Raw genomic sequence first — 10,073 nt, forward strand, 5'->3', positions numbered from 1 at the left:
GGAAGTGAAGCCCTTCAGCAAGATGTATCACCCGTTCAACTGGCGCGGATTCCACCTGTATGGTGGTGGCATGTTTGGCGACTGGGGCGCGCACATCATCGACTTCGCGCACGACAATCTGAAGCTCGGCCTCCCCATCCGCATCACCCCGATCGCACTGGCGGACTACAATCAAGTCAGCTACCCGCTCAGCTCCGACATCGTTTTCCAGTTCCCGGCACGCGGCGAAAAAATGCCCGCGGTGGAGCTGCATTGGAAAGCAGGCGGCGACACCAAAATCGAGATCCCGGAAAAGTTTGGCGATCCAGATGCCGACGGCAAAATCGTGATCCCGAACCCCGGCAACACCGGCTCCCTCCTGCATCGCAAGCAGGGCGACTACCTCGTGCAGCGCGGCTCGCACGACCGCCATTCGCTCGTTTATCCGCGCGCCAAGATGGTCGAGTTCAAGGACGCGATGGCCCTGCATCCGACAAAGTACAGCCATCAGGAAAGCTTCATCCAGGCCTGCCTGGGCAATGGCAACACCGAGTCGCCCTTCAGCGTCGCCGGCGTGCTGACACAGGTCTTGAACCTGGGCACCATCGCCGAGTATCTGAACGTCGATCTTGAGTTCGACCCGCAGACCAAACGCTTCATCGGCAACGAAGAAGCCAACGCACGCCTCGCAGGCCCGGCTCCACGCGCCGAGTGGGCCGATTGCTACAAGCTGGCCTAAGCTTCGATGACTGGTTTGCACCGCAAGGAACGCCGCGAGCGAAAATCAATGACCCGAATCATCTTTTCGCTTCTGGCGTTCTTTTGCGGTCAATCACTCGCTCAGGACATCGTCATCTACGGTGGCACGCCGGGTGGGATCGCTTCGGCGATTGCGGCGGCGCGCATGGGAAGTGAGGTCACGCTGATCGAATATCATGACCACATCGGCGGCATGACGACGAGCGGTCTGGGCAAAAGCGACATCGAGGATCGTGAGAAGATCGGCGGCATCTTCAAGGAGTTCATCGCAGGTGTGCAGAAGCATTATGTGACGACCTACGGTGCCGATGACGAAAACACGAAGCTCTGCCACGACGGCTACTATGCTGAGCCGCACGTGGCGGAGACGGTTCTCGAAGCGATGCTCTCGAAGGAAACGTCCATCACGGTGTTGAAAGGCTGGCGGCTCAAAGCGGCGCAGGTGGAAGACCGGAAGCTCGCCGACATCACGATCCTCAACCGCAAAACGGGCGAAGAGAAGCCGCTGAATGCCAAGGTCTTCATCGACGCGACTTACGAAGGCGATTTGTATGCCGCAGCTGGTGCACGCTATCGCCTCGGACGTGAATCGCGTGACGAATTCGACGAGCCGCATGCGGGTGTCGTTTACTTCGACTATCAGGCGCACGAATTCCTGCCCGGAACGACGGGTCAAGCCGATGCAGATCTGCCCGCCTACACCTACCGGCTGTGTTTGACCAAGGATCCGGCCAACTCGCAGCGGCTTACCGAACCGCCACCCGATTACGACCGCACGAACTACCTCGGCTACTTCGATGATCTCAAAGCGGGCCGTCTTGCAGGTCCAAAGGTCTTCAAACCGGGTCGTGGCTACAATCCCGCACACTTCGACACGCTGGTGCGCGCCTTGTCCGTCACGGATATCCCGAACCAGAAGACCGACGTGAACATCAATCCGCGTCCGCTGGGCTTTCCGTTTCCCGAAGAGAACCGGGGCTACATCGAGGGCGACGACGCCACGCGGCAACGCATCGCCACACGGCATCGCAATCTGACGCTCGGCCTGATCTGGTTTCTGCAAAACGATCCCGAGGTCCCCAAGGCGCATCGCAAGCTCGCCAACGAACTGCAATTTCCCAAGGACGAGTTCACCGACAACAACCACTTCCCCTGGCAGCTCTACGTGCGCGAAGGGCGGCGTCTCGTCGGCGAATACACGCTCACCGAGCACGACATCACCGGCAAAGGCCAGGCGCCGAAGCATCATGACGACAGCATCGCCGTGGGCGAGTTTCCCATCGACAGCTTTCCCGCCCGCAAGCGCCAGCCCGGCGACACGCTCGTGCTCGAAGGCTACCTCGGCATGCTCGACTACATCACGCGGCCCTACGAGATCCCGTACCGCATCATGATCCCGGAAAAGATCGACGGTCTCATCGCCCCTGTCGCCGCCAGCACCACGCACGTCGCCTTTTCCAGCATCCGCATGGAACCCACGTGGATGGCGCTCGGCCAGGCGGCCGGAACCGCCGCGCATCTGGCGATTCAGAACAAGGTCGAGCCGCGCAAGGTGCCCGTCGCCGCGTTGCAGACTCTTTTGACCCAACACGGCCAGGTCATCCGCCATCACACTCCATAAATCGTATTTTCGTCATGCATCTTTCTCTTTGCGTCTCAGCCATCCTTCTGACCACTGCTGTTCTCGCGCAGCAGCCGGGACTGGTGCACTCCGAGTTTTTGTTTGATCCCGCCCCGCATCCGCAGTGCCATGCCTCCACGATCGTGGAGACGAAGAGCGGCCTCGTCGTAGCCTGGTTTGGCGGCACGAAGGAAGGCAATCCGGACGTAGGCATCTGGCTCTCCCGTCACAGCGCTGGCAAATGGTCGCCGCCGGTCGAGGTCGCGAACGGTTCGGAGACGGAAGAGCCGCGAGTGAACTGCTTGAATCCCGTATTGTTCCAACCTCCGGGCGGTCCGCTTTTGCTCTTTTACAAGACGGGCAAGTGGTGGGCTTACGTGAAGCGATCCACCGACGATGGAGCCACGTGGTCGAAACCGGAGCGTCTCTACAACGGCTTCTTTGGTCCGGTGAAGAACAAGCCGGTGATGCTCGATGATGGCAGCATCCTGAGTCCGACGAGTACCGAGTTCACCACGCCTGAAGGCCGCGCCTGGCAGGTGCACTTTGAGCGAAGCATCGACGGCGGCGAAAGCTGGCAGCGCATCGGACCGGTGAACGAGGGCCTGACGATCCACGCCATTCAGCCAAGCATTCTGTTTCACCCGAATCATCAGCTGCAGGCCCTTGGACGCACTCAGGAAGGCCGCCTCTACGATGTGTGGTCGGAGGACAACGGACGGACCTGGGGCGAAGTGCGTCTCATGGACCTGCCCAACAACAACAGCGGCACCGACGCCGTGACGTTGCGCGACGGTCGCCACCTGCTTGTGTACAATCACGCCGGCAATCGTGAAAACAAAACCAACGGTCCGCGATCCCCGCTCAACGTGGCCATCTCCAACGATGGCCGGACGTGGGAGGCGGCGCTCGTGCTCGAATCCGAACCGAACAAGGAGTTCAGCTACCCTGCGGTCATTCAAACCGCCGACGGTCTCGTCCACATCACTTACACCTGGAAGCGGGAGTTCATCAAACACGTCGTCGTCGACCCCGTGAAACTCGTTTCCAAGCCCATCATTCAAGGCCGCTGGCCGCAATGATCTTCACTGATGACACGACTCACCCTGCTTCTCGCCTTCGTTCTCGGCGCGTGTCCGGTTCTCGCCGCGTCACATCCCAACATCATTTTCATCCTCGCGGATGACCTGGGATTCGGCGACCTCGGCTGCTACGGACAGAAGAAGATCCTGACGCCGAATCTCGACCGCCTCGCCGCCGAGGGAACACGCTTCACGCAGGTGTATGCCGGGTCGTGTGTCTGCGCTCCGTCGCGCTGCTGCCTGATGACGGGCATGCACAACGGCCATGCGCGCATCCGCGACAACATTCCGCACGGGACGTTCCTGAAGAATGAGGACATCACCCTGGCGGAGGTCTTGTACGCCGCCGGCTATCGCACAGGCTCGGTGGGCAAATGGAGCCTTGGCATCCATGGCTCGGAGGGCAAACCGAACGACCAGGGCTTCGATGACTTCTACGGCCACGTCGATCAGGATCAGGCGCACTTCTATTATCCGGACCATCTCTGGGACAACGACCGTGTCGTGCTGCTGCCGGGAAATCGTGGTGAGAAGAAGCAGCAATACACCGCCGATCTGTTTGCCGAACGTGCGCTGAAGTTCATTCGTGATTCCGCCGAACAGCCGTTCTTCCTGTTCTATGCGTCCACGCTGCCGCATTGGTCGGATTACCCGCTGAAGTCGGACGAATCACAAATCGTTCCCAGCGACGCGCCATACACGGACCGTGACTGGCCGCAGGTGGAAAAGAATTACGCAGCGATGGTGACGATGCTTGACCGCGATGTCGGCCGTCTCATGGACCTGCTGGACGAGAGCGGCCTCGCAAATGACACGCTCATCTTTTTCTCGAGCGACAACGGCCCCTCCGCCGAAGCGAAGCACAAGCCGGCGTTCTTCGGCAGCGCGGGAGCGTTGCGCGGTGTGAAGCGCGATGTGTATGAAGGCGGCATTCGCGTGCCGATGCTGGTGCGCTGGCCGGGCCATGTGCCTGCGGGCAAGGTCAGCGACGAAGTCTGGACACACTGGGACGTGATGCCGACGCTGGCGGAAATCGCAGGTGCTAAGATCACGCATGCGATCGACGGGCGCTCAATTCTCCCCGCACTGCTCGGTGGAGCGGCACCACAGCATGAGTATCTCTACTGGGACTACGGCCACAGCCGCAGTCAGTACAAGCAGGCGGCCCGCGTCGGCGACTGGAAGGCGGTTCGCAATGGCACCGACCAGCCGATCGAACTCTACGATGTGAAGTATGATTCGTCCGAGACGCAGGACGTCGCTGCCCAGCATCCGGAGATCGTGGCCCGCATGAAAGAGATCCTCGCGACGGCCTCCACACCCGATCCGGCCTATCCCATCACCGAACCCAAAGCGCCGAAGAAAAAGTGATGCGATCTCTTCTGCCCCTTCTCCTCATGCTGTGGAGCGCGACAGTCGTCGCCACTCCGCCAAACATCGTGCTCATCGTCGCGGATGACCTCGGCTACGGCGATCTCGGCTGCTACGGCAGCAAGATTCATGCGACACCGAACATCGACGCGCTCGCCGCCTCCGGCCTCCGCTTCACCGATTTTCATTCCGCCGGTCCGATGTGCACGCCCACGCGCGCCGCGATGCTCACGGGACAGTATCAGCAGCGTTTTGGGCGCGAGTTTGACAGTGCGCTGGGAGAAGCCCAGCACGACATGGGCCTGCCGCATGAGGCGATGACGATCGCGGAGGTTTTGAAATCCGCGGGATACGCCACGGCGTGTTTTGGGAAGTGGCACCTCGGCTATCAACCACCCTGGCTGCCGCCGGATCAGGGATTCGACGAATTTCGCGGGCTGGCCTCCGGTGACGGCGACTACCACACGCACATCGACCGCTCGGGTAGTGAAGACTGGTGGCATGGCAATCAGATCGAAATGACGTCCGGCTACACGACCGAACTGCTCACGCGCTACAGCCTCGACTTCATCGACAAGAATCGTGAGCGACCGTTCTTCCTCTACCTGCCGCATCTGGCGATTCATTTCCCCTGGCAGGGGCCGGATGATCCTGCGCATCGTCAAAAGGGCGGGCATTACGCCAAGGACAAATGGGGCATCATTCCAAATCCGGGCAATGTCAGCCCGCATGTCACCGCCATGATCGCCGCTCTCGATGAAAGCGTGGGCCGCATTATCGCCGCGCTGAAGGAGCGACGACTCGACCGCAACACCTTGGTGATTTTCACCTCTGACAATGGCGGCTATCTGACCTATGCGCCGAACTTTCGGAACATCTCCAGCAACGGTCCGCTGCGCGATCAAAAGGGATCCGTTTACGAAGGCGGTCATCGCGTGCCGATGATGATCTCATGGCCCGAGAGAATCCAGCCCGGTGTCACCGACACGATCATGCACTCGACCGATCTGCTCCCCACGATCGCCAGACTCACCTCCGCATCCACGAACGGGCTGCAACTCGACGGTGTCGATGTGTCGCCCCTGCTTTTCCAAAGAAGCACGTTGCCGGAACGCATGCTGTTCTGGCGTCTGGGCGACAAGCGGGCCGTGCGCAGCGGACCTTGGAAGCTCTGCATGATCGGCAAACGCACGGAGCTTTACCAGCTGGATCAGGACATCGGTGAAACACACAACGTGGCGGCCGAAAACCCGGAACGTGTCGAACAACTTCGAAAGGCATGGAACGAATGGGATGCCGATGTGAACCGCAGCGCCGAACAATTCACGAAGCCATGATGCGCCTTCTTTTTTGGCTTCTCCTGATTTCGTGCACAGCCGTCGCGGCTCCGCCGCCGAACGTGATCGTGATCCTCGCAGACGACATGGCGGTGGGAGACATCGCCGCTTTCAACCAGGGTATCACCCACACTCCCACGCTCGACCGGCTGATTCGCGAGGGACTGTGGTTTGACCGGGGCTACTCGGGCTCGCCGGTCTGTGCACCCTCGCGCGCGGCTTTGCTGACGGGGCGGTATCCGCATCGCACGGGTGTCGTGTCACTCACGCTGAACCTGGAGCCGGAGCTCACGCGCCTGCATCGCAATGAAACGACGCTGGCCGATGTGTTTGCCGCAAACGGCTACAAAACGGGGCTCGTGGGCAAATGGCACACGGGCCTCGGCGAAGGCTATGGGCCTGTGGCGCGCGGCTTCCAGGAGGTGGCGGTGTTTCACGGTTCCGACGGCGGCGGCTACAATCGCTACGTGCTGCACACGGATGACCGCATGGCCGAGAACCCGCATCCGCAGGACACCTACCTCACCGACGAGTTGAATCAGCGTGCGATCGCGTTTGTGCGCCGGCATGCGAAGGAGCCGTTCTTTCTGCATCTGGCCCACTACGCGCCGCATCGCCCCTTGCAGGCGCCGGAGGAAGCGATCGAGCCTTTCATGAAGGCGGGCTTCGGTCGTGATGTCGCAACCATCTACGCGATGATCGAGATCATGGACCGCGGCCTTGGCGAGTTGATGTCCGCCCTGGAAGCGCTGGGCCTGCGCGAACGAACGCTGGTGATCTTCGCCAGTGACAACGGCCCGGACATGCTCGTGCCGAAACGCTTCAATCTCGATCTGAGCGGCACCAAATACACGGTCAATGAAGGAGGCATCCGTGTGCCGTTCATCATGCACTGGCCGGGAACGATCCAGCCGGGCAAACGCAGCGAGATGATCCACTTCACCGACGTGCTGCCCACGCTGGTCGAGGTGTGCGACCTCAAGCATGAACCGAAGCTTCCGCTCGACGGTCGCAGCTTTGCCTCCCTGCTCAAAGAAGGCGGCGAGTTCAGCAGCCCGGTGCGCTTCTGGCAGTGGAACCGCCACGAGCCAAACTACACGCACAACGCGGCCATGCGCGACGGTCCCTGGAAGCTGGTGAAGCCGTTCGTGACGAAGGACAAGATCAAGGGCGACTCGGACCTGCCGCTCGAGCTCTACTATCTCGACAACGACCCGCGCGAAGAACACAATCTCGCCCCCGAGCAATACGACCGCGTCAATGCCATGCGTGGCAGGCTGGATGCCTGGTCCCGCGACGTGGAGAAAGACCGCCTGCTCCGATGAAACGTCTTTGCCTTCTCTTCTGGATTCTGAGCCTCACGTTTTCACGTGCGGAGCCGCCGAACATTATCTTCGTCCTCGCTGACGATCTTTCGTGGAGCGATCTCGGGTGCTACGGCAATCGCGTGCATGACACGCCCAATCTGGACCGGCTGGCAAAGGAGGGCATGCGCTTCACGCAGGCTTATGCGCCCGCACCGATCTGCTCGGCATCGCGTGCGGCGATCCTGACGGGCAAATCTCCTGCGCAGCTGAACTTTGAGTTCGTGACCAAGGATTCACCGAAGGTGCCCGACCTGAAACAGCCGCTGCAACCGCCGCCTTACACGCTGAACCTGCCGTTGAAAGAGGTGACAATGGGCGACGCGCTCGGACCCGCGGGTTATGTCACGGGCTTCTACGGCAAGTGGCACGTCAGCCAGCACTATCAGGGTTATCTCGGCTGGTCGCCGACGCATGGACCGTTTCAGCAAGGATTCGCGGAAGGTGACGGCGACTTCGGTTCGCATCCCTACGGCTATCGTGCGCATCCCGAACTGAAAACGCAGGCGGTGGAAGATGGCGACTTTGCCAAGGACTCGCTCATCGACGCTTCGCTGGAGTTTCTGCGAAGGCACCGCAGCGAACGCTTCTTCCTCTACCTGTCGCAGTACTTTGTGCATGATCCGATCCACAGTCGCAGCGCGGTTCTGCTGCAGAAGTATCGATAGCGGATGCCCGCCGGGACACCTGAGAATCGCATCGCCTATGCGGCGATGGTGGAGACGCTGGATCATCTGGTCGGTCGGGTGCTCGATGAAATCGATGCACTGCATCTCACGCAAAACACGTTGCTCGTGTTCCTGTCCGACAACGGCGGCCATCCGGACCACACGTCAAACGCACCACTGCGCGGCAGCAAATGGAACCTTTACGAAGGCGGCATCCGCGAACCCTTCATCGTGCGCTGGCCGGGCCATGTGCCAGCCGGAACCACGTCCGACACGGTGGTTCATGGCTGCGATCTGCTCCCCACGTTTGGTGAAATCGCCGGAGCATCGCCGAACGTGGATGCACTCGACGGCGTGAGCCTGCTGCCCGTTTTCAAAGATCCACATGCGACATTGAAGCGCACACGACCGCTCCTGTGGCACTTCCCGTATTACCATCCCGAGAAAGGCTTCGCCAAGGCGCCGAAAACGATCGGCGTCGCTGATTTCGTGACGAGCCAGACGCGCCCGCAGTCGGCGATCCGCGTGGATGACTGGAAGCTGCTTCGTTTCGACGAGGATAATCGGGTGGAACTCTACGACCTGAAGACGGATCTGCCCGAGCAGCACAATCTGGCCGCCTCACAGCCCGAAGTCGCCGACCGGCTGCACGCGCTTCTCAAGGCTGAACTCAAAAACCGCGGCGCACGTCTCGCCCGTCCCCGTCCCTAGCACTTCGATGAAATTCCTTTTCTTCCTGACCATCATGAGCCTGCCGTTGGCGGCACAAGTCCGTCCGCTGGCGCAGGATCATGTCGCGCTGTGGACGTCGCCGGATCCGGCGCGGATTTATGGTTACACGCCGGGCATCTGCCGTCTGCCTTCCGGGCGGCTGGTGGTGACACATGAGATTTCATCCGCAGGCAAAGACGTGCCACCGGAGAACAAGCCGTTTCATGAATCACGCATCCTCACGAGCGATGATGGCGGCAGGACGTGGACGCATCGCGCGAACTTCGAACTGAGCTTTGCACGGCCTTTTGTCGCCGGAAAGGCGCTCTACATTCTCGGACGCGACAGGCAGGTGGCGATCATTCGCTCCGACGATGCCGGCGTGACGTGGAGCGAGCGTTCTTTTTTAAACGACACCGGCATCTGGCATCAAAGCGCGTGCAACGTCCATTTCGCGAAGGGGAACGTGTATCTCGTGATGGAGAAGCACGCGCCAAAGCGCGGCATCACCGGCTGGCAGGTGGCGGATCTCGCACCCGTGCTCATGCGGGCGAAGGCGGACAGCGATCTCACGAAGCGCGAGAACTGGACCTTCGCCAGCGAGCTGGTGTTTGAGGACATTCCTGAATCGCGCCTGCCGAACGCCTTCGGCCTGCCGTTTCATCCGATGGACCCAAAGAAGGTGACCTTCCTTGTGCCGCCGAAGGGGCGAGGCATCGCGCCACTCGGCTGGTGTGAGACGAACGTGGTGCAGTTTACCGATCCGGATCATGTGTGGTTCGATCCCGAGGGCAAAACCTTCCACCTCTGGATGCGGGCGAACACCGGCATGACGAACTATGCCGCGATTGCTCAGGTGCGTGAAAACGACGACGGCAGCATGACCACCGCGCTGGTGAAATCGCCCGCCGGCACGCCGATGCTCTACGCGCCCTGTCCGGGCGGGCAGATGCGTTTTCATGTGCTGTGGGATGAGCAGACGAAACTTTTCTGGCTGCTGGGATCGCAGTCCACCGACTCCACGATCCGCCCCGACCGCATGCCAAAAGAACGCTGGGGCCTGCCGGACAACGAGCGCCAGCGTCTTGTGCTTCACTTCTCGAAGAACATGATAGACTGGTGTTTCGCCGGCCTTGTCGCCAAAGGTGACTCGCCGAAGGAATCCCGCCACTACGCCGCCA

The 10,073-nt window shown here is 60.8% G+C and carries 6 protein-coding genes and 2 pseudogenes; all 8 read left to right on the plus strand.

All coding sequences use genetic code 11. The features are described from left to right. Positions 1-718, plus strand: a pseudogene (locus tag KDL09_RS25025) (gfo/Idh/MocA family oxidoreductase); the annotation flags it as partial. 48 nt (positions 719-766) lie between these two features. Further along, positions 767-2,359, plus strand: a complete 1,593-nt coding sequence (locus tag KDL09_RS25030) for an FAD-dependent oxidoreductase (protein ID WP_294391603.1) — start codon at positions 767-769, stop codon at positions 2,357-2,359. Between the two features lie 14 nt (positions 2,360-2,373). Then, on the plus strand, positions 2,374-3,441 hold the full coding sequence (locus tag KDL09_RS25035; protein WP_294391605.1) for a sialidase family protein: 1,068 nt from the start codon (positions 2,374-2,376) through the stop codon (positions 3,439-3,441). A 9-nt stretch (positions 3,442-3,450) separates the two neighbouring features. Then, the gene (locus KDL09_RS25040) at positions 3,451-4,812 is read left to right on the plus strand and encodes an arylsulfatase (protein WP_294391608.1); all 1,362 of its coding nucleotides are present in this window, start codon (positions 3,451-3,453) and stop codon (positions 4,810-4,812) included. Next, the gene (locus KDL09_RS25045; protein WP_294391610.1) at positions 4,812-6,149 is read left to right on the plus strand and encodes a sulfatase; all 1,338 of its coding nucleotides are present in this window, start codon (positions 4,812-4,814) and stop codon (positions 6,147-6,149) included. The genes KDL09_RS25040 and KDL09_RS25045 overlap by 1 nt, the downstream gene beginning before the upstream one ends. Next, positions 6,146-7,474, plus strand: a complete 1,329-nt coding sequence (locus KDL09_RS25050; protein ID WP_294391612.1) for a sulfatase-like hydrolase/transferase — start codon at positions 6,146-6,148, stop codon at positions 7,472-7,474. The genes KDL09_RS25045 and KDL09_RS25050 overlap by 4 nt, the downstream gene beginning before the upstream one ends. Next, positions 7,471-8,892 (plus strand): annotated as a pseudogene (locus tag KDL09_RS25055) (sulfatase). Before KDL09_RS25050 ends, KDL09_RS25055 begins: the two are co-directional and overlap by 4 nt. Before the next feature lie 7 nt (positions 8,893-8,899). Beyond that, the coding region (locus KDL09_RS25060; RefSeq protein ID WP_294391614.1) for a sialidase family protein at positions 8,900-10,073 on the plus strand (1,174 nt) is incomplete at its 3' end.

Origin of the sequence: Prosthecobacter sp., from assembly GCF_020439865.1 — a bacterium.
In the GTDB taxonomy this organism is placed as follows: domain Bacteria; phylum Verrucomicrobiota; class Verrucomicrobiia; order Verrucomicrobiales; family Verrucomicrobiaceae; genus Prosthecobacter.